The organism is Halorubrum xinjiangense (assembly GCF_900102375.1).
In the GTDB taxonomy this organism is placed as follows: Archaea; Halobacteriota; Halobacteria; order Halobacteriales; family Haloferacaceae; genus Halorubrum; species Halorubrum xinjiangense.
The window spans coordinates 165,683-189,361 of record NZ_FNBO01000006.1 but is presented as its reverse complement, the minus strand read 5'-3'; the positions used below and the strand labels follow the sequence as shown (position 1 = coordinate 189,361).

The 23,679-nt window shown below is 71.4% G+C and carries 27 protein-coding genes; 12 read left to right on the top strand and 15 right to left on the bottom strand.

The genetic code is table 11. The features are described 5' to 3' along the window. Positions 1 to 360: 360 nt before the first annotated feature. Positions 361 to 678, bottom strand: a complete 318-nt coding sequence (locus F3H13_RS09235) for a helix-turn-helix domain-containing protein (RefSeq protein WP_149798747.1) — start codon at positions 676 to 678, stop codon at positions 361 to 363. 252 nt (positions 679 to 930) lie between these two features. Between F3H13_RS09235 and F3H13_RS16720 the strand changes: the two genes are divergently transcribed. Further along, entirely contained in the window at positions 931 to 1,083 is a 153-nt protein-coding gene (locus F3H13_RS16720) for a DUF7837 family putative zinc-binding protein (RefSeq protein ID WP_449405061.1), read from the top strand. Positions 1,084 to 1,281: 198 nt separating this feature from the next. Here F3H13_RS16720 and hemA read toward each other — a convergent pair whose 3' ends face one another. The 6 genes from hemA to F3H13_RS09205 form a co-directional block, all read right to left on the bottom strand. Then, positions 1,282 to 2,622: a glutamyl-tRNA reductase gene (gene hemA, locus F3H13_RS09230; protein ID WP_149798746.1), complete on the bottom strand. Its 1,341-nt coding sequence runs from the start codon at positions 2,620 to 2,622 to the stop codon at positions 1,282 to 1,284. Further along, entirely contained in the window at positions 2,619 to 3,302 is a 684-nt protein-coding gene (locus F3H13_RS09225) for a precorrin-2 dehydrogenase/sirohydrochlorin ferrochelatase family protein (protein WP_149798745.1), read from the bottom strand. Before F3H13_RS09225 ends, hemA begins: the two co-directional genes overlap by 4 nt. 31 nt (positions 3,303 to 3,333) lie before the next feature. After that, a complete protein-coding gene (gene ahbB, locus F3H13_RS09220) occupies positions 3,334 to 4,419 on the bottom strand; it encodes a siroheme decarboxylase subunit beta (protein WP_149798744.1) in 1,086 nt (361 codons plus the stop codon). 53 nt (positions 4,420 to 4,472) lie between these two features. Next, the gene (locus F3H13_RS09215) at positions 4,473 to 4,940 is read right to left on the bottom strand and encodes a DUF7112 family protein (RefSeq protein WP_149798743.1); all 468 of its coding nucleotides are present in this window, start codon (positions 4,938 to 4,940) and stop codon (positions 4,473 to 4,475) included. 10 nt (positions 4,941 to 4,950) lie between these two features. Next, a complete protein-coding gene (locus F3H13_RS09210) occupies positions 4,951 to 5,352 on the bottom strand; it encodes a 30S ribosomal protein S6e (protein ID WP_149798742.1) in 402 nt (133 codons plus the stop codon). A 66-nt stretch (positions 5,353 to 5,418) separates the two neighbouring features. After that, a complete protein-coding gene (locus tag F3H13_RS09205; protein ID WP_149798741.1) occupies positions 5,419 to 6,147 on the bottom strand; it encodes a lipoyl protein ligase domain-containing protein in 729 nt (242 codons plus the stop codon). A 147-nt stretch (positions 6,148 to 6,294) separates the two neighbouring features. Between F3H13_RS09205 and F3H13_RS09200 the strand changes: the two genes are divergently transcribed. The 3 genes from F3H13_RS09200 to F3H13_RS09190 all read left to right on the top strand — a co-directional run bounded on the left by F3H13_RS09200 (position 6,295) and on the right by F3H13_RS09190 (position 9,559). Further along, complete coding sequence (locus F3H13_RS09200; RefSeq protein ID WP_149798740.1) at positions 6,295 to 7,971, top strand: sensor histidine kinase; 1,677 nt, start codon at positions 6,295 to 6,297, stop codon at positions 7,969 to 7,971. Next, the gene (locus F3H13_RS09195) at positions 7,968 to 8,990 is read left to right on the top strand and encodes a hypothetical protein (protein WP_149798739.1); all 1,023 of its coding nucleotides are present in this window, start codon (positions 7,968 to 7,970) and stop codon (positions 8,988 to 8,990) included. Before F3H13_RS09200 ends, F3H13_RS09195 begins: the two co-directional genes overlap by 4 nt. Positions 8,991 to 9,064: 74 nt before the next feature. Further along, entirely contained in the window at positions 9,065 to 9,559 is a 495-nt protein-coding gene (locus F3H13_RS09190) for a PaaI family thioesterase (RefSeq protein WP_149798738.1), read from the top strand. Here F3H13_RS09190 and F3H13_RS09185 read toward each other — a convergent pair. The 4 genes from F3H13_RS09185 to F3H13_RS09170 form a co-directional block, all read right to left on the bottom strand. After that, positions 9,529 to 11,604: a molybdopterin biosynthesis protein gene (locus F3H13_RS09185; protein ID WP_149798737.1), complete on the bottom strand. Its 2,076-nt coding sequence runs from the start codon at positions 11,602 to 11,604 to the stop codon at positions 9,529 to 9,531. The genes F3H13_RS09190 and F3H13_RS09185 overlap by 31 nt on opposite strands. Then, positions 11,601 to 12,848, bottom strand: a complete 1,248-nt coding sequence (locus F3H13_RS09180) for a molybdopterin molybdotransferase MoeA (RefSeq protein WP_149798736.1) — start codon at positions 12,846 to 12,848, stop codon at positions 11,601 to 11,603. The genes F3H13_RS09185 and F3H13_RS09180 overlap by 4 nt, the downstream gene beginning before the upstream one ends. A 69-nt stretch (positions 12,849 to 12,917) precedes the next feature. Beyond that, a complete protein-coding gene (locus F3H13_RS09175) occupies positions 12,918 to 13,844 on the bottom strand; it encodes a CehA/McbA family metallohydrolase (protein ID WP_149798735.1) in 927 nt (308 codons plus the stop codon). A gap of 490 nt (positions 13,845 to 14,334) precedes the next feature. After that, complete coding sequence (locus F3H13_RS09170) at positions 14,335 to 15,279, bottom strand: DUF7139 domain-containing protein (protein WP_149798734.1); 945 nt, start codon at positions 15,277 to 15,279, stop codon at positions 14,335 to 14,337. A 154-nt stretch (positions 15,280 to 15,433) separates the two neighbouring features. On the opposite strand from F3H13_RS09170, the gene F3H13_RS16220 reads away from it, so the two are divergent. From F3H13_RS16220 to F3H13_RS09150, 5 genes are all read left to right on the top strand, one after another. Beyond that, positions 15,434 to 15,610: a hypothetical protein gene (locus F3H13_RS16220; RefSeq protein ID WP_188128040.1), complete on the top strand. Its 177-nt coding sequence runs from the start codon at positions 15,434 to 15,436 to the stop codon at positions 15,608 to 15,610. 59 nt (positions 15,611 to 15,669) lie between these two features. Next, positions 15,670 to 16,425 (top strand): Rho termination factor N-terminal domain-containing protein, encoded by a 756-nt coding sequence (locus F3H13_RS09165; RefSeq protein WP_149798733.1) that lies wholly within the window; start codon positions 15,670 to 15,672, stop codon positions 16,423 to 16,425. 15 nt (positions 16,426 to 16,440) lie between these two features. Further along, positions 16,441 to 16,794, top strand: coding sequence for a hypothetical protein (locus F3H13_RS09160; RefSeq protein WP_149798732.1), 354 nt, complete (start codon positions 16,441 to 16,443; stop codon positions 16,792 to 16,794). Positions 16,795 to 16,818: 24 nt separating this feature from the next. Further along, the gene (locus tag F3H13_RS09155) at positions 16,819 to 17,340 is read left to right on the top strand and encodes a nucleoside deaminase (protein ID WP_149798731.1); all 522 of its coding nucleotides are present in this window, start codon (positions 16,819 to 16,821) and stop codon (positions 17,338 to 17,340) included. 116 nt (positions 17,341 to 17,456) lie between these two features. Beyond that, positions 17,457 to 18,503, top strand: coding sequence for a carbohydrate kinase family protein (locus tag F3H13_RS09150; RefSeq protein ID WP_188128042.1), 1,047 nt, complete (start codon positions 17,457 to 17,459; stop codon positions 18,501 to 18,503). Between the two features lie 21 nt (positions 18,504 to 18,524). Here the strand turns inward: F3H13_RS09150 and F3H13_RS09145 are convergent, their stop codons facing one another. Beyond that, complete coding sequence (locus tag F3H13_RS09145; RefSeq protein WP_149798729.1) at positions 18,525 to 19,352, bottom strand: BtpA/SgcQ family protein; 828 nt, start codon at positions 19,350 to 19,352, stop codon at positions 18,525 to 18,527. Positions 19,353 to 19,428: 76 nt separating this feature from the next. Here F3H13_RS09145 and F3H13_RS09140 point away from each other — a divergent pair, with 76 nt between their 5' ends. The 3 genes from F3H13_RS09140 to F3H13_RS09130 all read left to right on the top strand — a co-directional run bounded on the left by F3H13_RS09140 (position 19,429) and on the right by F3H13_RS09130 (position 20,890). Next, positions 19,429 to 19,920, top strand: a complete 492-nt coding sequence (locus F3H13_RS09140; RefSeq protein WP_149798728.1) for a DUF7124 domain-containing protein — start codon at positions 19,429 to 19,431, stop codon at positions 19,918 to 19,920. A gap of 76 nt (positions 19,921 to 19,996) precedes the next feature. Beyond that, positions 19,997 to 20,344 carry a 4a-hydroxytetrahydrobiopterin dehydratase gene (locus tag F3H13_RS09135; RefSeq protein WP_149798727.1) on the top strand — a complete coding sequence of 116 codons (348 nt, stop codon included), beginning with the start codon at positions 19,997 to 19,999 and terminating at the stop codon, positions 20,342 to 20,344. Positions 20,345 to 20,407: 63 nt separating this feature from the next. Further along, positions 20,408 to 20,890 (top strand): hypothetical protein, encoded by a 483-nt coding sequence (locus F3H13_RS09130; protein WP_149798726.1) that lies wholly within the window; start codon positions 20,408 to 20,410, stop codon positions 20,888 to 20,890. A gap of 22 nt (positions 20,891 to 20,912) precedes the next feature. Here F3H13_RS09130 and F3H13_RS09125 read toward each other — a convergent pair whose 3' ends face one another. The 3 genes from F3H13_RS09125 to sod form a co-directional block, all read right to left on the bottom strand. Beyond that, a complete protein-coding gene (locus F3H13_RS09125) occupies positions 20,913 to 21,827 on the bottom strand; it encodes an ATPase (protein WP_149798725.1) in 915 nt (304 codons plus the stop codon). Next, complete coding sequence (locus F3H13_RS09120) at positions 21,824 to 22,132, bottom strand: DUF5827 family protein (RefSeq protein WP_149798724.1); 309 nt, start codon at positions 22,130 to 22,132, stop codon at positions 21,824 to 21,826. The genes F3H13_RS09125 and F3H13_RS09120 overlap by 4 nt, the downstream gene beginning before the upstream one ends. Before the next feature lie 667 nt (positions 22,133 to 22,799). Further along, the gene (gene sod / locus F3H13_RS09115; RefSeq protein WP_149798723.1) at positions 22,800 to 23,399 is read right to left on the bottom strand and encodes a superoxide dismutase; all 600 of its coding nucleotides are present in this window, start codon (positions 23,397 to 23,399) and stop codon (positions 22,800 to 22,802) included. Positions 23,400 to 23,679: the final 280 nt, after the last annotated feature.

Genomic DNA, 23,679 nt, shown 5'->3' with positions numbered 1-23,679 from the left:
CGGTAAGGTCAGGTCGGAACGGAGCGGATTCCGAACGACCTTCGGAGGCGGCCTGTCCGCCCTCGTAACGAGGCAGTATCCGAAACGCTGACGCGGTGAACACGAATCCTCGAAGGGTTTGTCGAGTGCCCGTCGGTCTGAGAAAGCCCAACGATACCTCCGAGTCTGACGACGTTTCAGCGACTCCCTGCTGGCAAAAACAACAGATGGGAGTCACCAACACCGAGGATAGGAGTAACGGCCACTTGGCATGGCCAGTCAGCCACCGACCACGACTACTGGGTTAGATGTGAACTCCCGTGAAGTGGCGAAGTCATGGTTGCGAACCTGAAACTCCCACCGCTCGGGATTCCTCCGCCTTCAGGCGGAGGAGGATGTCAATGGTCCAAATGCCTCATTCAAGCCAGTAAGCGCGTTGGAGAAGCGAATCGCTTCTTCAAGGCGCTCACGGTCGTTCGTGATCGCCCAGTGATTCTTGCGGTGTCGGACCAGGCCGCGACTCTTTAATCGGCTAAGGTTCGTCGCAACCGTGTTCGGGTCGCGATCAATGGCCGCAGCGATCTCACTCCGCTTCCACGCCTTCTCATCATTCTCAAGAAGGAATTTGACGATAGCTTCTCCAGTGGTGAGTTCTTTTCCACCTCCCGCTTCTTCGAACTCATCGATTTCCATTGGCATGGTCGCTGTTACCCCGTGCCACTGTAAAAGTGTGCTGCCGTGAACTGTGATTCTGTGGTGAAGAGGCCATTCAGCTCTTAACCAACACAAGTCGGTTGGACAGCGAATTGTTGGTTAATACGCTGGAGGAGAAAGGAATCAGCCATTGTGCTGACCATCTGGCGCCTGCCACGCATTCTCGCCGAATGTTTAACACATCTGAAATTGAACTCCTGGGTGGAAGGAGAGTCACACGCTCCTCCTTCCCCCCTAATGACCGACAGTCCGCCGGCACTTGGACACTGTCCGAACTGCGACCGTGAGATCACAGCAGCGTGGACGCTCATCGAATACGAACAGGCGGACGGAGAGACAGGTGTTTTCGCGGAATGTCCCTTGTGTGACGAAGTCGTGAGGCCGGAGTAAGTAGACAGGTCCCGTACTACGGTGCTGAGCCAGGTTCGATACTCGAAGCAGGTTGGATAGTATATTCAATCACAATGCGCTCATACGTTACCGCCGTTACATACTAAGTCAAACGTAGTATCGAAACGAAATTTAATTATTTTGGGCTCTATAGTTTCGCTAGACGTGAAGCCGACGACTCCGTTATAAATGACTGTGTTAATCGTCGAGTTCCTCGGCGACGGAGTCCGGAACCGCGTCCGGGCCCCCGGCCGCGGCGTCGGCGATGTCCGCCTTCTCCGGCCCCTCGGTCTGCGACGTGAACTCGGGGTCGAACAGCCGGAGCGCGGTCCGGATCGTCTCCCAGTCGTCCTCGCCGGCGGCGTCCCGGAGCGAACGCGTCGGCGCCGCGAGCAGCTGGCCGACCAAGGCGTCCGCTAGGTCCGCGACCGTCTCGCGCTGCTCGTCGGTCAGATCGCCCTGCGCCTCCAGCTTCGACATCGCGCGGTCGAGTTCGCGCGCCTTCACCCGATCGGCGCCGGCGTACATCGCCGAGATGGCGTCGTCCGCGCGCTTACGCTTGTACGCCTCCAGGATGCGGTCGAGCTCGTCGTCGATGATCGACTCGACCTTCCGAGCCTCTTCGGCGCGGCTCTCTCTGGTCCGACGGGTGACGTCTTCGAGGTCGTCGATGTCGTAGACGGTGACGCCCTCGCGGGCGCCGGCCGCGGGGTCGACGTCGCGGGGCTGCGCGATGTCGATACAGACGAGCCGGCCGGCGCCGTCGACGTACGATGGGTGGACGACGAGGTCGGGGCTCCCGGTCGCGGTGACGACGAGGTCGGCCTCGGGGATGATCGCGGGCAGGTCCGCGAGCGACACCGCCTCCGCGGGGGTATCGACCTCCTCGACGACGAACTCCGCGTGCGGCACCGTGCGGTTCGCGACGACGATCTCCGAGACGGCGGTGTCGTCGAGCGTGCGGGCCGCGAGCGTCCCCATCTCGCCGGCACCGACGACGACGGCCGACCCGTCGGTCAGGTCGATCTCACTCGCCGCCAGCCGGACCGCCGCGGAGCCGAGCGAGACGACCCCCTCGTTGATCTCGGTCTCCGTCCGCGCGCGCTCGCCGACGTGGAGCGCCTTCGTCACGGCGTCCTTGAGAACGGGGCCGATCCCGCCGGCGGACTTCGACTCCTCGTAGGCCTCGCGTAGCTGGCCGATGATCTGGTCTTCGCCGAGCACGAGCGACTCAAGCCCGGAGGCGACGCGCATCAGGTGTTCCAAGCTCTCTTCGTGGTCGAGCCGGCGGACCGCCCCGCCGCGCACGTCCGGCGCGAACGTCGATAGCGCCGTCGTGCCGTCGACGGTCCGGTCGGTGACGACGTACGCCTCCGAGCGGTTACAGGTCTGTACCGCGAACGCCTCCTCGACCCCTTCGCGTGCGAGTAGGTCCGAGACGGTCGCGCGGACGCCGTCGCCGCCGGCGGCCTCGATCTCGTCGACGGTGGCGTCGGCGTGGGCGACGCTCACGCCGGCGATCGCACCCGTCTCTCTCATCGGTCGAGTACCTCCTCGATCACGGTGTCGGCCTCTTGCCGTCCGTTGGATCTCCCCTTTTGTAAACCCTTCCAAACCCCCCGGGATCTGACAACGCGCCGGACCGCTTCCCGACGTTTCTCGGGCGCCACGCCGGCGGATTTCAGCTCCTCGCGGATCTCTCCCGAGAGCGCCGCCATCTCGCCGGCGCCCTCGATCTCGGCCTCGATCCGCTCGCGTAACGCCTTCGCGAGCGCGGGGCTCGTCCCCCCCGTCGAGAGCGCCACGGTCACCGGGTCGTCCTCGATCGTCGCCGGCACCACGACGCTCCCGGGGTCGCGGCCGCCCGAGACGTCCGTGCGGTTGACGAGTTTTCCCCGGTCGAGCGCGGCCGCCTCCACCGCGGCGTTGACCGCGGCGTCGTCGGTCGCGGCGACCGCGAGCGCCGGGTCGAGCCGCTCGATCCAGTCGGCGACGGCGTCCGCGTCCGGCGCGGCGCGGACCAGTTCGATCGGTTCATCGGACCCGGACTCGCCGTCGCCGGCCTCTTCCGCGAGCGACACCAGCCGCTCGTCGAACTCGGGACTGACGACGACGACGCGCGCGGCCTCGTCGAACCCCCTCGCCTTCCGCGAGCCGACGGCGCCGCCGCCGAAGACGACCACCGTCTCGCCCGAGAGGTCGTGGTACAGCGGCGTCACGGCGCACCTCCGTGCGTCGGAGATCGGCGGGTCACGCCGTGTTGCTGTCCGCCCGGTCCGCGATGCGGATGCCGGTCTTCTTCAGGATGCGCGTCGAGAACAGGGTGTCCCAGTCGTCGGCGCCGACGTCCCAGTGCTCGTCCATCAGTTCTCTCACCTCCGCGATCCGACGCTCGCTCTCCGCCTCGGTGCGGCCGTGCGTCATCGCGAAGAAGTTGTACTCCCAGACGCCCGCGTGTCGCGGCCGCTCGTAGCAGTGCGTGACGAAATCCAGCGCCGCAACGGCGGGACCGACCTCGTCGAGCGCGTCCTCCGGAACGTTCCAGACCGTCATCCCGTTCTCCGTGTAGCCGAGCGCGTAGTGGTTGGGGATGACGCCGACGCGGCGCACCTTCCCCTCGCGCTCGAACCGCTTGATCGTCTCGATCACCCAACCGAGGTCGGCGTCGAGTGCGGCCGCCACGTCGGCGTACGGCGTCTCGGTCACCGGCAGCCCGCCCTGGATCTCGACGACGAGGTCGCGCTCGTCGGGCGTGAGCGTCCCGCGGTCGCTCGGCTCCACGGCGGGCCCCAAATCCGACAGGTCGACGTCGCCCTCGGGGACCGGCCCGTCGACGAGGAACTTCGCGCCGACGTGGAACTCCCGGAGCTTCGGGAGGTTGTACGTCTCCTGACCCGTCGCGGCCTCTATCTCGGCGAGCACCTCCTCGACGCGGTCGCTCCCGTCCTTGTCGGGGTCCGGGTGGTCCGCGACGCTCACCACGAACCACATGTTGAGGTGGGGGTGTTCCCGCTCGTAGTTGTGCGCGACAGCCGTGAACTCGTTAACGGTGTCCGCGATCGCCTCGTAGCGGTTCTCCGGAGCGTGCATCGCCACGAGCGAGGCCGCCCCGCCGATCTCCTCGGCGTTGACGAGCGCGCCGAACCGCGAGAGGATTCCCTCCTCGTCGAGCTCGCGGACGCGCTCGCAGAGCGCCGGCCCGGTCACGTCGACGCCGCGCTCGCGGAGCGCGGTCGCCGCCGCGTCGAAGGGGCGCTCCGTCACGGGGAAGCCGCCCTGGAACGCGTTGATGATCGCGCGGTCGAGCGCCGTCAGGTCCGCGTCGACCTCTTGCATGAGACGAGTTCGGAACCGAGCGAGAATAAGCGATCCGGCCTGCCTCCGCGGAGCTACTCCTCGGCGTCGCGCGCGATGTCCGCGAGCGACGACCGCGGGCCGCGGGTCGCGTCGTACACGGCCCGCTCGCCCGGGATCCGGAGGCCGTACAGCTCGCCGGGCACCACGACGTCGAGGACGACGCTGTCGCCCGGCTCCCGGCCGTTCGCGTCCAGCCACGCGACCAGCCGGTTCGTCCCCTCGCCGCCCTCGCGGGCGAGCCGCCGGTTGTCGAACGCGCCGCGGAGGAGCCTCCCCTTCGAGTCGGCCGCGACCCGCGCGTGGTACTCCTCGCGGTCGAACGCGACGCGAATACGATCACCCGCGCTCACGCCGAGCGCGTCGCAGGTCCCGGACTCGACGCGCCCGTCGAGCGCGTCGTCCTCGGGGAGCCTGACGCAGGGCCGGCGAGTGCCGCCGCTCCGGGCGAGCGAGACGCGAACGGAGGAAACGTCCTCGCCGTCGGAGGGAACGCGAGGCATCGGGGCGCCGTTACTCGTCGGCGTCGTCCGCGTCGCCCTCGCCGAACGCGGCCGCCACGTCGCCCTCGCCGTCGACGACGCTGGCGTTGATCTGTGCGACGTCGTCGTCGATCTCGCGACCGCGGACGGTGATGCGCTTGCGCTCGCCCTCGCGGGACGGCTCGAAGCCCACGCCGCCCTCTAAGAGGAGCTCCTTCAGGCGCGTGCCGGAGACGTCCTCGCGCATCGGGCGCCCGGTCTCGTCGGAGCCGCCGGTGAGTTCGATGGTGTGCTCGGGGAGCCCGACGGCGTCGCCGCCGATCTCGTCGCCGAGTTCGCGACCGAGGAATCGGTTGGCGTCCTGTCCGTCGACCTCTCGCTGGAACGTCTCGCCGGTCTCGGGGTCGGCGACGACGACTTTGAATTCTGCCATGCGCGAACCCAGTCCCCCGCGCATAAAAAGCACGTCGAAACGTCGGAACCGCGCGCCGCGCCGCGCTCAGCCGTCTGCCCCGTCGACGCGTACGTTCCGCCGCTCGCCGTCGCCCCACGGACCCTCGACGAACGCGGCCTCGACCGCGCGGGCGACGGCCTCCGGGTCGTCGGGGCCGCCGGCGCCGGCGACGCTCCCGACCGATTCGGGGTCGAACGGCACGTCGAGCGCGTCGTAGACGGGGTCGGTGACTCGCGCTATCGGACCGGAGTCCGCCGCCGAGACGACGAGGACGCCCGCGACGAGGGCCGCGTCGGCGCGGACGCGCTGAGCGAGGCCGGCGACCTTTCCGCCGGCGGTCGCGTTCTCTCCGCCCGCAACCCGGAGCGAGTGATCCCCGGGACAGAACGCGGCGGACGGCTCTCCCCGGACCACGTCGGCGCCGAGGCCGCCGAGCGCGTCGCGGAGCGTCGCGGTCGCGGTCTCGTACCGGGAGTCGATCGACCCGCGCCCGTCGCCGGTCGGCACCGCGACACCGAACGAGAGCGTCGACCCGGTGTACGCGACCGCGCGCCCGCCGACGTCGCGCTCGACTACCGGGAAGCCGGCGTCGCGCGCCGCGCGCTTTGCCGCCTCGAAGCCGGGCTCCCGAGCGTCGCGCCGGCCGAACGCGACCTGTCGCGGCGGCGCGGTGACGCGCACCGCGGGGACGCCTTCCGCGGCGGACGCGAGCAGGTCGGCGGTCGGCTCACGGTCCGCGGCCGGCGTCGCGAACTCGCCCCTGTACACGCGCATATCGAGCCCGAAGCCCGCGGCGCACAAGCGCTTTGCGCCGAGCGCGGCGGTGTGCCGCCCACGCTCGCAGCGCGCGGAGACGAGGATGCCCGACGGCCGGGGCGTGACACAACAGTTTTGTCGGCCCTGAAAGTGGTACACGTATCGATGAGCGACCTCGGCGCGCTGCCGGTCCAAGCGTACCTGACCGCCTGCCTGCTGGCGGGGGTCATCGGGCTCTGGCTCGGCCGGGTCGCGTGGCGGGAGCGCGACGAGCCGGGCGGGCTCGAGGTCGCGCTCTACCTGTTCTGCGGCGGCGGCGTCTCCCTCCTGTACGCGCTCCGAGTCGCTGCGCCCGGCGAGGTCGCGATGACGGTCGCGCTCAACCTCGCGACGCCGCTTTTGGGCGCGCTGCCCGTCCTCTGGATCCTCTTCGCCTTCGCGTTCACCGGGAACGACCGCTGGCGGACGGAGAACCGGATCGTCGCGCTCGCGACGCCCGCCTTCGTCTGGGTCCTCCTCGCGTGGTCGAGCGGCACCCACGGGCTGGCCCGGCGCTCGGTGGTCCCCGTCGCCGACGGCCCGTTCACGCTGCTCGGGTACGAACTGGGTCCCGCCGGGGGCGCGTTCGTCCTCCTCGCGTACGGGCTGTGCGTCGCCGGCGCGCTCCTGGTCGTCGACCTCTACGAGCGGACCGGGAACCGCTATCGGCTCCAAACGTTCGTCGTGCTGCTCGGCACGCTGTTCCCGTTCCTGGCGGGCGTGGCGACGTTCGTCGACCTCGGGAGCTACGCGCACCTCTCGTGGCTGCCGACCGCGTTCGTGATCCACGGCGTGTTCCTCTACGGCACCGTCTTCTGGCTCGGCACCCTCGACGCCGCGGTCGTCGCCCGCGACACCGCCGTCGAGGTGATGCAAGACCCCGTCATCGTCTCCGGCTCCGACGGCCGCATCCGCGACCTCAACCCGGCCGCAGAGGCGATCCTCCCGCCGGACGCGGTCGGCTCGACGCTGTCGGAGGCGTTCCCGCGCCTGGAGGTCGGCGTCGAACACCCGACAACTATCGGCGACCGCCAGTTCGACATCCAGGAGAACCCGATCACCGACCCGCGCGGGACGGACCGCGGACACGTGTTCCTGCTCCGGGACGTGACCGCGCGCGAGCAGCGACAGCGCGAGCTCGAACGGCGAGAGGCCGAGCTCGAACGGCAGAACGACCGATTGGCGGAGTTCGCCGGAGTCGTCTCGCACGACCTTCGGAACCCCCTCGCCGCCGCGTCGGCGGCCGTCGAACTGGCCCGCCAGCGCGGCGACGACTCGGACGGCGCCTTAGAGCGGGCCGCGAACGCCCACGACCGGATGGACGACATGATCGAGGGGCTGCTCGCGCTGGCGACGGCGGGAGAGACGGTCGACGACCTCGACCGCGTCTCGCTGGACGGAACGGTAAGGCGCGTCTGGTCGCGGCTCGAGACCGCGGACGCGACGCTGACCGTCGAGGGCGACGCGACCGTCCTGGCCGACCGCGACCGCCTCGAACAGCTGACATCGAACCTGTTCCGCAACGCGATCGACCACGCGGGCGAGGACGTCGCCGTCACCGTCACCGTCGCGACGGACGGCGACGCGGTCGCGCTCGCGGTGGGCGACGACGGCCCCGGGATCCCGCCCGAGGAGCGCGAGCGCGTCACCGAGCGCGGAGTGTCGCTCGGCGGCGGTACCGGGCTCGGGCTGGCCATCGTCGGCGACATCGTCGAGGCCCACGGCTGGACGCTCTCGGTCGCCGAGTCCGACACCGGCGGCGCGCGCTTCGTGATCGAGGGGATGGAGGCGGCGGACTCGTGACGGGAGCGCCGGCGGACGGGGACGACGGGGACGCCGCCGACGACGACGCCGAAGCCGACCCGCACGCGGCGACCGTCGCGCTCCCGGCCGCCGTCGTCGAGCGGTACGAGAAGTTCTCGCGGTTCAACTCCCCGTATCCCGCCCACGACCGCGGGCACGCGGTGGACCTCTATCCCGGCGACGGCGTCGGGCGCTCCCCGGTCGCCGGGGTCGTCCGCGAGGTCCGGACCGTCGGCTGTCCGGACCGCCCCTACGCGGCCGACGAGGACCACCTGATCGTCGTCGACCTCGCCGACGAGTGGTGCGCCCGCGCCGACGCCCAGCCCGGAACCGTCGCGCGGATCCTCCACGTGATCCCCGAGGTGGCTCCCGGCGACCGAGTCGCCGTCGGCGACGCGCTCGGCCCGACGACCCGCTCCGGCTTCTTCGGGCAGTGGGTCGACGACCACGTCCACCTCGGCTTCCGTCCGCCGGACGCGGACCCCCTCCGAGCCAGCGGATCGCTCCCGGTCGCGGCGGATCACCCCGTCGAGCCGGTCGCGTGGGACGGGACGGGAAGGGTCGTCGAGCGCGGGCCGACCCATGTCGTCCTCGACGGGCCGCGGCGCGGGGCCGACTCCGCCCCGCCGTTCGCGGCGCTCGCGAGCGACGAGGGCGTCCCGCTCGACGGCGGACTGACGCACTACGCGGGCGGCGGGACGTTCGAGGGAGCGGGAGAGGCGCCGCCCGTGCCGACCGAGCCGGTGACCGCAGCGAACGGAACGACGCTGTCGCTCTTCGGGACCGAGGTCGGAACGGTCCGAGCGGACGGCACCGACGCCGGGGCGCCCCGCGTCGAGTGGGCGCCCGTCGACCTCCTCGCGAACGGCGAGCGCGTGACCGGACTGTCGCTGTTCGCGGCGCGCGGCGACCGCTTCGGCGTCAAGGTGGTCTGCCCGGACCGCGAGTTCGCGCTCGGCGAGTCGGTGACGGTCGAGGTCGCCCCGAGCGAGGACCCGATCCGGCTCGGCGTCGGCTGAGTGCGGTCGTCAATCGATCGCCGGTTGTCGCGCGTTTCCGGGGGCTACAAGCCGTCCCGGAAAGAGTCTCGGACATGGACCGTACGGACATCGCGGCGATGGAGCCGCTCCCAGACGCGGCGACCGACTTCGTCAGGCGGAAGCTCGAAGACGACCACGGCTACCTCTCGTGGCTGAACACGTCGGTCGAGGTCATCGAGCGCGGCCGCGTCGTGCTCTCGATTCCCTTCGACGAGAAGCTCACGAACGCCGGCGGGCGGACGATCCACGGCGGTGTCGCGGCGACGCTGATCGACACCGCGGGCGGCGTCGCGCAGCGCACGACGTTCGAGGACCCGCTCGACGGCGACGTCGCGACGGTGAACCTCAACGCGAACTACCTCCGGCCCGCGGACGGCGACCTCCGGGCGGAGGCCGAAGTCGTCCGGGCCGGCGGCTCGATCGGTGTCAGCGAGATGACCGTCACCGCCGGTGACGCGAGGCGGGAAGCCGAGGGAGCCGGCGAGAGCGACGGTGACCGCACCGAGGTCGTCGTCGGTCAGGGCTCGTTCCGGCTGTTCCGCGAGTAGCCCGGGAGGTCGGCGAGGATCGCGTCGAGACCGGGGTGACCCTCGGCAGCGACCGCGCCGTCGGCGCCCGCAGCCCCGGCGGCGGCGTCAGCGTCGCCGTCGGCGCCCGGACCGCCGAGCTCCGCCGCCAGCGCCGCGACCGGCTCGCGGTCGACGCGCTCCGGAGCGGCGCGGACGACGACCGACTGCTCGCCGAGCGGAACGAAGTCGCAGCCGAGCCGTTCCGCGGTCTCGCGGAGTCCGAGGCCGGCGTCCGCGTCGCCGGCGGCGACCGCGCGGACCGGGCTCTCGAACGCCTTCGCGGCGCGCTCGTAGCCGTCGATCCGCTCGGCGAGCGCTCGGCGGCCGGCGTCGCGCTCGTCCGCGAGGTCGTCGAGCGCCGCGTCGAGGCTGCGCCGGAGCCCCGAGACGGTCGGCCGGTTTCGGAAGCGGAGGTCGCGGTCGACGAGGTCCGCGAGCCCCGTCACGCCCTCGGGGTTCCCGTCGGGGACGGCGAGGCCCCACTCGCGGCTCCAGCCGCCGAGCGCCTCGGCGTCGACGTCGCGGTCGGTCGGGCCGGCGGTCACCGCCACGTCGGGGACGCCGTCGCGGAGGCGGCGGAGTCCCTCGCGCGAGCCCACGGCGAGGTATCTCGGATTTTCGAGCCGGTCGAGCAGGCGGTTGAGCGCGGGGTCGTCCTCGCCGACGCCGAGGAGGGTGGGCGGACGCACGTCGGGCGAGAACAGGTCGACCGAGACCGTCTCGCCGACGTCGAGGTACTCCGTGTCCGGGTCGACCGCGACGACGCCGTCCGCCTCAACGAGGCTTGTCGTCGCGCCCGACCCCTTGTCGACCGGGTAGACGAGCGGGCGGTCGTCGCCCCCCTCCGTCGCGGCCTCGTCGAGGTCGAGCAGTCCGACCGGCATCAGCCGGAGGCGCCCCTCGCCGTAGCGCTCGCCGACGCCCATCCGGCCCTCGACGGTCGCCGTCGCCGGTTCGGGCTGGCCCGCGGCCTCGCGGATCGCGGGCGCGACGAACGTCCGGAAGATGGTGAGCGCGGACACCGGGTAGCCGGGGAGGCCGATGTACGCCGACTCGCCGGTACGGTCGCTCCCCCCCGCCGCCTCGCTCCCGCCGCGGTCGAGCCGCCCGACAAGCATCGGCTTGCCGGGCTTGACGGCGACGCCGTGGAGGAGCAGCTCGCCCCGCGCCTCGATCACGCGGTAGATCACGTCGACCGCGCTTGCCGAGGTCGACCCCGAAGAGAGGACGAGGTCGCACTCGTCGGCCGCCCGGCGGAGCAGCCGCTCCATTTCGTCGTAGTCGTCGCCGGCGTGCGGGTAGAGCACCGGATCGCCGCCCGCCTCCTCGACGCCGGCGGCGATCGTCGTCGAGTTCACGTCGTATATCTCGCCGCGCTCGGGGTCGAGCTCGTCGCCCGGCCGGACGAGCTCGTCGCCCGTCGAGACGATGCCGACGCGCGGGCGACCCTTGACCGGGACCTCGTCGACGCCGAGCGCGGACAGCAGCCCGATCTCGCGGGGCGTCAGTCGCGTGCCCGGACCGAGCGCGCGGGCGCCGGCGGCGATGTCGGTCCCCGCGGTCATCACGTGGTCGCCGGGCGCGACCGAGGTCCGGACGGCGATCTGCGAGGCGCCGTCATCGTCGGCATCGTCGCCCGTGCCGACCTCGTCCGTCCGCTCAACCATCACGACCGCGTCCGCGCCGTCGGGCATCACGGCGCCCGTGGAGATCTCCGCGCAGGTGCCGGGTTCGACCGCGACGTCGGGCGCCGCGCCGGCGTGGACCGCGCCGATCAGGTCGAGCTTGGCGGGATCCGCCTCGTCGGCGCCGAAGGTGTCGCGCGCGTGTACCGCGTACCCGTCCATCGAGGCGCGGTCGAAGCCCGGGACGTCGATGGCGGCATCGACCCGCTCGGCGAGGACGCGCCCGCGGGCCTCGCGCAGCGGGACCGTCTCCGGCGTGGGAGAGAGGTCGAGGGAGTCGACGGCCTCCCGGGCGGCCTCGGGGGTCGCGAGGTCGCGGAACTCCTTGCGGTCGCTCACGGCGTCACCTCCCAGAGCTCGACATCGACCGGATCGCCGGCGTCGAGCCCCTCCCGCGGCTCCGGGACGACGACCCAGCCGTCCGCGAGCGCGACGCTAGAGAGGATGCCGGAGCCGCTGGCACGGGTCGGCGTCGCGGTCGGGAGCGCGCCGTCGCTCTCTTCGTCTTCGTCGGGGGACCCGAGCGTCACCCGCGCGAACGTCCGCACGCCGGGCTCGCTCGCCACCTTCCGTTCGAGCGTCGCGCGCCGCGTCGGGAACGCGTCGGCGTCGGTCCCGCCCGCGCGCTTCATCGCGGGCCGGAGGAACTGGGCCGCGTTGACGATGCACGCGACCGGATACCCCGGGAGCGAGACGACCGGCGTCCCCTCCGCCGCTCCGAGACACACCGGGTGGCCGGGCTTCAGGGCGACGCCGTGGACGAGCACCTCGCCGAGGCCGTCGACGACCTCTGGGATCAGGTCCCGCTCGCCGACGGAGGAGCCGCCGGTGGTGACGACCACGTCGGCGTCGAGGTCGGCTTCGACTGCCTCGCGGAGCGCGTCCGCGTCGTCGGTGACGACGTCTCGGTACCGCGCCTCGCCGCCCCAGCGCTCGACGAGCCGGGAGACGGTGAGCCCGTTGGTCTCGATCACCTCGCCCGGGTCGGGGTCGGACTCGACTAACTCCTCGCCGGTCGGGATCACGGCGACCTCGGGCGGCTCCCGGACGGGGACGCTGTCGAGGCCGACCGAACGCAAGAGCCCCAGATCCGAGGGCCGGAGGACGTGGCCGGGCTCGTAGAGCCGCTGGCCGTCCGCGACGTCCTCGCCGGCCTCGCCGACGTTCTCGCCGGTCGCGACCGCGTCGAACACCTCCACCTCGTCGCCGACCGCCTCGACCTGTTCGATCATCACGACCGCGTCCGCCCCCCCGGGCACCGCGCTGCCGGTGTGGACGCGCACGGCCTCGCCGGGCGCGACCGCGTCGGCCTCGGCGGACTTGGCCGCGAGGACAGCGGGCGAGCGGTCGCCGGCGCCGAAGGTGTCGCTCGCGCGGACCGCGTACCCGTCCATCGCGGCCCGGTCGTACCCCGGCACCGGCGCGGGCGCGTCGATCGGTTCGGCGACGACGCGGCCGTCGGCCGCCTCGACCGGGACCGACTCCGTCCGTTCGTGCGGGGTGACGGCGTCGAGCAGCGTCGCCCTCGCGTCCGCGACTCGGGTCCGCCGCTTGAACCCGGACTCGCGTCTGTCGTGGCTCATACGATTCCATACGCGGCCGCGGGCAAAAACCCCGTTCTCCCCGGTCGCCGTCGCCCCGGTCTCGGTGTCTCAGGCGAACCAGGAGAGGAACCGCCGGGTGCGGTGGACCGACTGGAGCGCGGCGACCTTCGCGGCCACCGCCCCGTCCACCGCGGTCCGCTTGGTGGCCCGCGCGCCGCGGGCCGCGCCGGTCCGCGCGTAGTACGCAGACCGGCGCCCGGCCGCGCCGACGTAGTGTTTCACGGCCATCCGGATCGGCGCGCGACGGCCCTCGACCGTCGTCGTGCCGCGGCGGATCGCCGCCAGCACGTCGTCGGCCGTGACCTCGCGGACGGACTCGGCGCCCTCGACCGTCAGTTCGGTGAACGCCCGGCCGACGTACTGGAGGTGGTGCGCGTCGCTCGCCGCAATTCCCGGGTAGCCGTGTTTCGCCGCGAACCGACGCGCGCGGCGGTTGCGGTATCCCGTGAACAGCCACGCGTTGAACACCTCGATGGCGTCGACCTCGGCGACCGGCGCGGCGGGCTCCGACTCCGGGTCCGGCTCCGTTCCGACCACTCCGGCGTCGGGGGCGCCGTCAGCCGCGACGGGTTCGTCCGCGTCCTCGGCCGATCCTGGCGTCGGAATGTTGCGCTGGCGGACGCCGTGGCGCGACCGCTGGAACGGGTGGGGGACGATGGCGACACCGCCGCGGTCGCCGATCCAGCGGACCGTCTCGGCGTAGGGGCGCCCGCGGGGCGGCATCCGCTCGACGCCGATCGCCAGCAGGTGGCCGTGCGCGGTCGACACCTCCACGCCGGGGATGCCGATCAGCCCGTACTCGGAGGCGATCTCGGCGGCGCGCTTCGACTCTCGGATCACGTCGTGGTCGGTGATAACGACCGCGTCGAGTCCGATCTCGGCCGCGTGTTCGAGTATCAGCTCGACCGGCTCGTGGCCGTCGTAGCTCCCCTCGGAGTGGACGTGTGGGTCGATGCTGACGGTGACGCGAGACACGCTCGGACTACGCGGCGGGAGGTATATAAATGGGCGAACGACGGCCGTCCGACGACTGACTCCCAGGCATTCATAAATTGATTCGCGGTGGCGCGTGCCTTCGAGCGGCCGCCCTCGGCGGCCGCGAGGAGCACGCGCGAGGGACGCGGTGAGCGCTCGGAGAGCGCGAACCGCGAGGCTGGGGAGGCGTGAGGTGCTGTGCGGTGCCGGGCGGGACTCAAAGGGGCAGCCGTGAGGACGGCGCAGACGACGTAAGTAGCGTGGCGCTACGCGCCACGGAAAGCCGGCGGCAAAGCCGCCAGCGACACCGCAGGAACGAGCGCAGCGAGTGACGAGGAGCGCAACGAGTGTGCGCCGTCCTCACGGCTGGGGCTTTGGCGGTGTTCGTCGTCGATCCGTTGTCGGCTATTTATAAGCAAGCGGCTGGGGCTTCGGCAATGTTCACCACCGAACCGTTTTTATAAACAACACCGAACGCAATTCGCTCGATTCAGCCGAACAGACCCTTAATCCGGTCGACGACCGAGCCGCCCTCGTCGTCTTCCTCGGCCTCCTTCCGCTGCTGTTCGCGCAGCTCGCGGAGCTTCGCGGCCTGATCGTCGGTCCCCTGACCGCTGTCGGTCTTCACGTCGCCGCCCTGGAGACCCTTCAGCTCGGAGACCGCGTCGTTGACCGTGCCGGAGGTCGTCCGCGTCTCGGTGGCGGACCCCGCGAGCTTCTCGGTGTCGACGTCCGCCTCGTCGACCGCGCCCGTGTTCAGCTCCAGCCGGCGCGTCTCGGAGCGCTCGACGCCGCCCCACGTCAGCTCCGCGTCCTCCAGCTCGCGCTCGATGTCGGCGCGGACCGACTCTTCGGTGACCGCCTCGCCGTCAGCGCCCGTGGCTCCCGACCCGCCGGCGTCCGCGGCGTCGGCTCCGGTGCCCGCACCGGCCGCCGCGCTCCCAGCGGCCGCGCCGCCCGTCGCGCGCTCGACGCGGTGGGCGACTAAGGCGCCGCCCGTGGCGCCGATGACCGCCACCAGCCCGACGGTGTAGACCGCGACGACCTGCGCGCTGTAGTCGGGGTTGGGGACGACGTTCCAGTTGTACGGATACGCCCAGACGAACGCGCCGGTGCCGACGAGCGTCACCGCGACGCCGGCGCCCGCGAGGTACAGCATCCGGCGGTCCACCGGCAGGAGGACGACGATGCCGAAAAGCAGCGCGGGGAGGCCGACCGCGCCCGCGACCGCGGCGACTTCGCGGACCGCGTACGTCGAGAGCGCGGTCGGGTCAAGCGTCGCGCTGTAGAGGAACACGACGACCCCGATCACCCCGAGCGCGATGCCGGCGGAGAACAGCCCGAACCCGGCGTACACGTCGATCGTCCGGTCCGGGTCGCCGACGTAGCGACGGTAGTACTCGATGAGGACGTTCTCGTCGTCCGCTTCGCTCATATCCGAACGTTTCCGCCGAGTGTAATGAACGTTTCCGCCGAGTGTCCCGACTGTTGCCACGGCCGCGCGGTCGACCCACCGGCCGCGTCGCGGCCCTCCCCCGCCCGATCCGTGCGTTTTTCACCGCGGGCGATAAGGCTACACGCGAGAATCCGTGACGCTTGAGTGCCCCCGCTGCGGCGCCAGCCTGTCGTCGCTCTCGCTCGGCGCCGCCACCGCGGTCGCCTGCGACGACTGCGGCTACGCCGACGTCGAGGCCGACCACTCCGGCGAGCCGGAGTTCGCCGAGAGCTGGGCGGACGCGCTCGCGCGCTTCGAGGAGAATCAGTAGCCCCCGACCTACGAACCAGTCGCCGCCGATCCACGAACCAGTCGCCCCTGACCCACACCATGCCAACGCTCGACATCACCGACGACCACGCCGACCGGATCGAGGCGCTCCGCGAGGAGTTGGAGGCGTCCCACGCCGGCCCGTACGCCTCCGTCGACCGCGAGGACACGCTCGCGTACCTGCTCGACCTCGCGGACGCCGTCGAGGACCCCGACCGCGTCGCGGCGCCCCAGAGCGGTGACGGGAGCGACGACGAGCCAGTCGAAACCACCGACGCCGCGGCCGACTCGGTGGCGTCCGCGGTCCCGTACGACCGCGACCGAGCCCGCGAACTGCTGACGGCGCGGAACCGACGGGACAGCGACCCCGACCCGGACGACCCGATGGACCTGTCCGACATCGCCGCCGCGTTCGATATCACCGGGCGCAGCGAGATGACGAAGGACGAACTCATCGACGCGATCCTCGACGCGGCCGAGGAGCTGGCCGCCGACCCCTTCGCGGGCGTCGATATCGACCTCGACGGGGATTCGGAAGCGGCCGGCGACGACGCGTCTGGCGACGACGGGGACGACGCGTCTGGCGATGACAGCGACGACTCCGCGGCCGACGAGGGGAGCGACGGCGACGACTCCGCGGCCGACGACGGCGGCGCCGGACAGCTAAACGCGATGATGAGCCTCCTCGACACCCACGACGACAAGTGGCGGGAGGCGGACGGCGACGCGCGGTACGAGGTCGACCTCCCGGACGGGAGCGTCGAGACGGCGCGGACGAAAGACGACGTGCGCGCGCTGCTGTTCAGGAACTACTGACCACCACACCGACCCATGGGATTCATCGACGCGGTCCGCGCGTGGCTCTTCGGCGCGGACGACGACGCGGAGGACGCCGGCGAATCGGGCGACGAAACGACGCCGAGCGGCGGCGACGAGGACGGCCCGAACGCGACCGACGCCGCCGAACCCGACGGGCTCGACCCCGCGGCCGCCACCGAGACCCGAACCGCGAGCGCCACCGACGACGCGGTCGACGCCCTTCGCGACGTCCGGCGGTCGCAGGAGGCGGCGGAGTCGTCGGAACCGGGAGGCGGGGTCCAGACAGGGTCCTCGAACGAGGGGGACCAGCGGCCGCCGGACGACGGCCGTACGAAGCCGGCGGACGACGGCGGTACCAACGGTTAGGTACCCGGAGGCGTACAGGGGAGTATGACAGACGCGGACGCGCCCGGCGACGCCGGCGAGTTTCAACACCTCGACGACCTCCCCGACGACCCGACCGACCGGGAGTACGTGGAGCGGACGATCAGGCTCTCGGAAGAGGCTGTGGAGGCCGGCAACACGCCGTTCGGCGCGCTGCTCGTCCTCGACGGCGAGGTCGTCGGCGAGGCGCACAACGAGACGCGGACCGAGGGCGACGTGGCCGCGCACCCCGAGCTGACGCTCGCGCGGTGGGCCGCGCGCGAGCTCGAAGCCGACGAGCTCGCGGAGTGTACGATGTACGCCAGCACGGAGCCGTGCCCGATGTGCGCGACCGCGATCCACTACGCGGGGATCGGTCGGGTCGTCTTCGGCGTCGACGGCGAGACGCTCGGCGAGCTCTCCGCCGACGTGGTGCCGATTCCCCTCGAAGAGGTGATCCGGCGCGCGGACGGCGACACGACCGTCGAGGGACCGATCGCCGTCGACGCCGCGATGGCGGTCCACGACGACTTCTTCCGCAAGTCGTGAACGCGGGATCGGGCTCCGACGATGCGAGAGAATCCGACGACGGCGCGACGGAGACCGACGCCGACAACGCGAGAGAGACCGCCGCCAGCCACGCGGCCGCCGCCGGCTCCTCGGCAATCCTCTCCGTCGGCGCCGCGGCGATAGACGAGTGGTATGCGGTCAGCAACCTCCCGGCGCCGGACGGCGGCGCGTTCGCGCACGAGGTCACGTCCGCGTTCGGCGGCGTCGGCGCCAACGTCGCGGTCGCGCTCGACCGCCTCGGCCGCGACGCGGGGCTCGTCAGCCGCGTCGGCAACGACGAGTACGGGCGGCGCGCGCTGGCGTACCTCGCCGAAACCGGCGTCGACGCGAGCCACGTCGCGGTCGGCGACGACCCCCACACGCGGTCGCTCATCCTCTGCGACCCCGACGGGGAGCGCGCCATCGTCACCGCGGGCGAGAGCTTCCGCGGCCTCCGGCTCGGCGACGACGCGCTCGCGGCGATGGCCGACGCCGACGCCGTCTTCCTCACCGCCTACGCCCCCGACCGCGCGGCGCGGCGGGTGCTCGACCGGGTCGAGTCGCTCCGGGAGAGCGCGGCCGAGTCGGGTGACGCCCCGCCCGCGCTCGTCTTCGATCTCTCCGGCCCGGTCGAGGAGCTGGTCGGGCGGGGGACGGAACCCGAGACGATCCACCGGTTCCTCCACCGAGCCGACCTGTTCGTCGCCGACGGGGTTGCCGCGCCCGCGTTCTTCGGCTCGGCAGCGGCCGCGGTCGAGCGCATCGCGGACGCGCAGACCCGGGCGGTCGGCATCGATTCGGGACTCGGACCGCGCTCGCGACGCGGCCCGACGTGGCCCCGCGCCGTCCTCACGCACGGCGCGGACGGGATGACGGCGATTACGGGCGGTGAGGCGGCCGAGTTCGACGCGTTCGACGTCGAGACGGTCGACACGACCGGCGCCGGCGACGCGTTCACCGCGGGGCTGATCGACCGGTGGATCGCGGAGGGAGCCGAGGAATCGTCTGCCGACCGCGACGCCGTCGCTCCCGGCGTCAGGTTCGCGGCCGCGGTCGCCGCGATCAACTGTACGAGCCGGTTCACCCAACCGGGGCTCCCGACGCGGAGCGAAGTCGAGTCGTTCCTCGCGGAGGGGGGGATCGATCCCGACGGGAGCCGATAGCAAAGGCTGGACTCGGACGAATCACCGCACCGCGTCGGCGGCCGCAACGAGGTCCGCGACGCGGTCGGCGTCGACGGGGCCGGTCGTCTCGCCGCCCTCCTTAAGCGCGGTGCCGACGATGGCGCCGTCCGCGACGCCGAGCAGGTCGGCGACCGTCTCCGGCGTGACGCCGCTGCCGACGAGGACCGGCGTGTCGAGGCCGTGGCGCTCGCGCTCTGCGACGACCGCCTCAAGGGCCCCTGCGTCGACCGCCTCGCCGGTCCCGGCGCCGGAGGCGATGACGGCGTCGGCGAGGCCGCGCTCGGCGGTGTCGGCGAACGACTCGGCGGTGTACCCCTCGGGCGTCAGCGGCGCCGAGTGCTTCACGTCGGTGTCGGCGAAGACGCCGACGTCGACGCCGAGGCGGTCGCGCAGGCGGAGCGTCTCGTGGGCGCGCCCTTCGACGATCCCCTGATCTGTGACGCGGGCGCCGGTGTGGACGTTCACGCGAACGAAGTCGGCGCCGACTGCGGCGGCGACCGAGAGCGCGGCCTCGGCGTCGTTCCGGAGGACATTGATCCCGAGCGGGAGGTCGGTTTCGTCGGCGACCGCGGTCGCGGCGCGCGTCACGCCGGCGACGACGTGGGGCGGGACCTCGTCGGGGTAAAAGGGCGCGTCGCCGAAGTTCTCGATCACGATCCCGTCGACGCCGCCGCGGTCGAGCGCCCGCGCGTCGCTCGCGGCCCGGTCGACCGCCGCGCGCATCGCCTCGCGCCCGTCATCTGGCGCTCGGGGGGCGCCGGGCAGCGGCGGGAGGTGGACCATGCCGAGCAGCGGCGCGCCCGTACCGAAGGTGGATTCGAACTCCATCGTCGGGGCCGAGGAGACGCCCGGACAAAAGCCTCCCCACAGCGTTTAGGCCGCCGGCCGCGTGGGGCCGATCGAGATGGGAATCGACGCGACGACGCCGAACGACGGGGACGTGACGCTCGTCTTCTCGCTCGGCGCCGCGCGCTCGCTCGCCGACCCGGCCGCGGCGTTCGCCGACGCGCGCCGGTGGAGCCGGCACGTCGGAATCGTCGCGAACGAGGCGGACCGGGTCGCGGCGTTCGCCCGCGACCACGGAGTCGACAACGATTACGAGCTCACGCAGTGGGACAAGTGGGGGACGCTCGCAGACGTCCGCGAGGAGAGCGCCGCCCCGCGGTACGTCTTCGTCGGCATCACCCGCGCCGACGAGCGCGTCGCGACCGAGACCGGCTACGAGTTCCTGCGAGTCGACGAGGCCGCCGAGAAGGCCGGCTGGGAACTCTCGGAGCCGGGTGCGACGGGAGCCGGGGGCGCAGGCGGCGGCGACGCGGGGGGCGACGGGCGCGACCTCGGGCGCCTCGGCCGACTGCGCCGAGCGGTCCGGGACGCGCTCTCTCGTTTCCGGTGAGCTCCGGTCCCTGTTCGTCGGGACCGGCGGGCCTCGCCCGCGGAAGGTACAAACCGCTGGTCGCCCAATGTGGGGTATGTCCTCACCGCTCGCGGACGAGCCGGTCGAGCCGGCCGACGACGACGCGGAACCGCTCAACGCAGACGAGTGCGCCGACTACGTCGCCGAACTGGGCGACGCCTGGGAGGTCGTCGACGACCACCACCTGGAGGCGAGCTACGAGTTCCCCGACTTCGAGACGGCGCTGGCGTTCACGAACGACGTGGGCGAGCTCGCCGAGGCGGAGTGGCACCACCCGGACATCGCGCTGTCGTGGGGCGAGGTCGGGATCGAGATGTGGAGCCACGAGGTCGGCGGCCTCACCCGCGCCGACTTCGTGATGGCGGCGCGGATGGACCGTCTGTACGCCGACTACGACGAGTGACCGGGGGCCTGACCCGGCACATCAACGAACGGGTTTAAACCCCTGCCGGCGAAACGACAGGTAATGAGCGAGAACGTCTTCCTGGTCCCGATAGACCCGGAGAACTTCGACCGAACGGTCCGGTCACCCGTCGATCTCACCGACTACCCGGATCGCCCCGAGCCACTCGCGGACCTCGACGAGACCCGCCTGTGGGCCGTCGACGACGACAGCGGTAACGGGTCGACGTTCGAGAAGATGGGGGCGGGCGACCTCCTCCTGTTCTACGCCGACGACGAGTACGTCGCGACCGGCCGCGTCGGCGAGGCGTTCGCGGACGACGACCGCTGGGCGAGCGGCACGTTCTGGACCGCGTTCCCGACCACCCGGGTGTACACGGTCACCGACTTCAACGCGGTCTCCGCGTCCAAGCGCGCCGTCAATCGCATCTTTGACTACTCGTCGTCGTACACGCCCGGCTTCATGCGCGTCGCCGACAGCCGGGTGAACGCGGACCTCTCGTCGATCGAGTCCGCGCTGGAACACTACACCAAGCGCAACGCCTGAGCGAGGGCCGCCGGACCACTTCTCAACCGTCGATCACGTCGGTGAGCGCCGCGTACGCCGGCTCGTACGCCGCCGCCACGCGGTCGGGGTCACCTCGAACCTCGCCGGCCAGCGCCGGCAGCGCGACGGTCGCGAGCGGTTCGATCATCTCCGTCACCGCGTCGACGTGCTCCTCGCGGGACCCCTCGCGCGGGCTGCCGGCGGCGACCGCGCGGGCCTTCGCGTAGCGGTCGCCCGCGTAGATCCGGGCGCGGCCGGGGTCGACGACGGCGACCGCGTCGGCCGTGACCGGCCCGTCGCGGGGGAGCGTCCCGGCGACGTCGGCGTACGACTCGACGACGACCGGGACCGGCGTGCGCGCGACGCGCTCCGCGAGCCGTTCGATCGCGGGGAGGTGCGACTCCGCCATCACCTCGTTGAAGGCGGGCACGTCTCGCACGCGAGTCGCGTCCGCGAGCGGGAGACGCTCGGCGAGCGCGTCGGGGAGCAGCCCCGCGTCCTCGGCCGCGCCGTTGACGACGAACCGCGTGCCGGAGTCGGTCGTGACGCGGTCACAGAGGAACGTGCGGTCGGCGTCGCCGAGCATGCCGGTCCGGCCCGGCGTCGGCTTCCAGAGCCGGTGGACGGGGTTGATCGACTCGGGCGTGACCGCCGAGGGCGACGGCGCGGCGTCGTCGACCGGCGCCAGCGCGCGAGTGTTCGCGGTCGCGAGGGTGCGGGCGTCCTTCCCGTAGAGGCGCCCCGCGTCGGTCGCGACCCGGTAGTCGTCGTGGTCGAACCAGAAGTCATTGCCCGCGCGTGGCTTGACGCCGACCGCGTCGCCCGCGCGTTCGGCGAGGTGCGCGACTAACCCCGCCGAGAAGGTGGTCTTCCCGGCGTCGACGCGCGCCCCGCCGGCGACGAGGTAGGTCGGCGGACCGGACGGGTCCCCGGTCACGCGGACTCGTCGGTGGCGGTTTCCCCGTCTGGTTCCTCATCCGTCGCGAGCCCGTAGTACCCCGGCCCGTCCTCAGACAGCGGCTCGGCAATCACCATCTCCTCGGCGTGGACCATCACCCACGGGACCGCCCAGTCGACCAGCACGGCCTCGGTGTCGGGGTCGACCTCGGCGTCCGGCTCTACCCCCTGAAGGAGGCGACCGATCTCGGGGATCGTGTACATCTGGTCCGGCTCGAACAGCTCGGCGGGCTCGTAGAAGTCGCACGGGTAGGTGGCGTCGAACGCCGATTTCGGTTCTGGCATGCGCGAGGATACGCGACCGCGTCCGTAAACGCTGCCGATACGGTTCGAATCGAGGCGATGACACGCAGTACAATGCGGTGGCGCGTGCCTGCGAGCGGCCGCCCTCGGCGGCCGTGAGGCAGCACGCGCGAGGGAGTCGCGGCCGCTTAAAAGCGGCCGCGACGAGGCTGGGGAGGCGTGAGGCTGCGGTGCTGTGCGGGGCGGGGTGGGGCTCAAAGGGGCAGTCGGCTCCGGGAAGACGGCCGAAGTAAGCAGCGTGGCGCTACGCGCCACGGGTAGCCGGCGGCAGAGCCGCCGGCGACACCGCAGCGAACGGAGTGAGCGAGGAGCGTGGTTCGAGAGAGCAAAGCTCTCTCGTCATCCCGAAAATCAGAGATTTTCGGGCGACAACGAGGCCCTCGACCGGAGCCGACTGGGGCTTTGGGGGTGTTTGCCGCCGATCCGTAGTCAGCCATTTATAACCGGGCGGCTGGGGATTTGGAAGTGTTCTCCGCCGATCCGCGGTTAGCTATTTATAAGCGAGCGACTGGGTATTCGGAGATGTTATCCGCTGATCGACCGCCGATTACTGACAAACCAGCCGGTCTCAACGAATCCGTCACTCCTCGGGCGACGTACTGCGAAAAATGCGGATCTCGACGCGCGTAACGCGTCCTCTCGAACGCGCTTACTCGAACAGCTCGACGGCCTGCTCGTAGCGATCCGACGGCTCCTCCCAGTCGACGACCTCGAAGAAGTTGTCGACGAACTCGCCGCGAGCCGGGCCGTAGTCGTGGTAGTAGGAGTGCTCCCAGACGTCCAGCGCGAGAATCGGGTGACCGCCCCAGACCGCGCCCTGGTCGTGCTTGTCGACCACGACGTTGCGAAGCTGGTTCGAGAACGTGTCGTACACCAGAAGCGCCCAGCCGCTGGCCGCGGAGGCCGCCGCCTCGAACTCGCCCTTCCAGGCCTCGTACGAGCCGAAGTCCTCCTCGATGCGGTCGGCCAGCGAACCCTCGGGCTCGTCGCCGCCCTCCGGCGACATGTTCTGCCAGAACAGGTCGTGGAGGATGTGGCCCGAGGAGTTGTGGGTCACGTTGCGGATGGCCCCGCCGGACGAAGAGAAGTCGTGGGACTCACGGTTCTCTTCGAGCGTCTCTTCGGCGGAATTCCAGCCGTTTACGTACCCCTGATGGTGGGTGTCGTGATGCCATTCGAGCACCTGCTCGGAGATGTGCGGTTCCAGCGCGTCGTAGTCGTACGGAAGCGGATCGAGTTCGTAGCTCATGTCTGTATCACCTATCACGAACATGTGCCGGAAACCTGTTAAAGATAATGCGGCACGCGGTACCACGCGTCACCGGACGTGAGTGTTACCGGTCGCTTCAGGCGATCAGCGGTGTGGTAGCGGTTCCGGGAGACAGGAGCGCGAGCCCGGAAGCCAGTCCTGACCGACGGACGGGACGAAGGTGTAACCGATTTAAGTTACTCCTAGACGGGCCGCGTCCGAGGCGAAAATGTGCCGGACGCGCTACTGTGGGACTGGGATTTCGAACCACGGTCGCTCC